The 773-nt window shown below is 61.8% G+C and carries 1 protein-coding gene; it reads left to right on the top strand.

Features of this window, described 5'->3' with window-relative positions:
• Positions 1 to 123 precede the first annotated feature (123 nt).
• A partial coding sequence (proB, locus tag KHQ28_RS28495) for a glutamate 5-kinase (protein WP_211777795.1) occupies positions 124 to 773 on the top strand: 650 nt, incomplete at its 3' end.

Here is a 773-nt window from a genome sequence, read left to right as displayed (position 1 = left end):
CTCCAGAATGCCCGATCCCGCGCAATAAAATGGCGCGCCCGCCGCCCCGGGTGTTGGCAAGCGGGCCGACTCCTGCTACAACATCAGCTCGATATCGATATTCCTTTTGAACGGCAGAGAATCATGAGTGAAAGCCAGACGCTGGTGGTAAAACTGGGCACCAGTGTTTTAACAGGCGGGTCCCGTCGCCTGAACCGCGCCCATATCGTCGAGCTTGTGCGCCAGTGCGCACAGTTGCACGCCATGGGACACCGTATTGTCATCGTGACCTCCGGGGCCATTGCCGCCGGGCGCGAGCACCTTGGTTACCCGGAACTGCCCGCCACCATCGCCTCCAAGCAGCTGCTGGCGGCGGTGGGACAAAGCCGTCTGATCCAGCTGTGGGAACAGCTGTTTTCTATCTATGGCATTCACGTTGGCCAGATGCTGCTGACCCGCGCCGACATGGAAGACAGAGAACGGTTCCTCAACGCCCGCGACACTCTGCGCGCGCTGCTGGATAACAGCATCGTCCCGGTCATTAACGAAAACGACGCCGTCGCAACCGCGGAAATCAAAGTGGGCGATAACGACAATCTCTCCGCGCTGGCCGCGATCCTCGCCGGGGCGGATAAGCTGCTGCTGTTAACCGACCAGCCAGGCCTGTTCACCGCCGACCCGCGCAGCAACCCGCAGGCGGAGCTGATTAAAGACGTTTACGGCATCGACGACGCGCTGCGCGCCATCGCCGGCGATAGCGTCTCCGGACTTGGCACCGGCGGCATGGGCACCAA

Source organism: Klebsiella sp. 28 (assembly GCF_018223905.1).
Taxonomy (GTDB): domain Bacteria; phylum Pseudomonadota; class Gammaproteobacteria; order Enterobacterales; family Enterobacteriaceae; genus Klebsiella; species Klebsiella pneumoniae.
The sequence above is the reverse complement of the archived record's forward strand: the minus strand, read 5'-3'. Positions and strand labels throughout refer to the sequence as shown.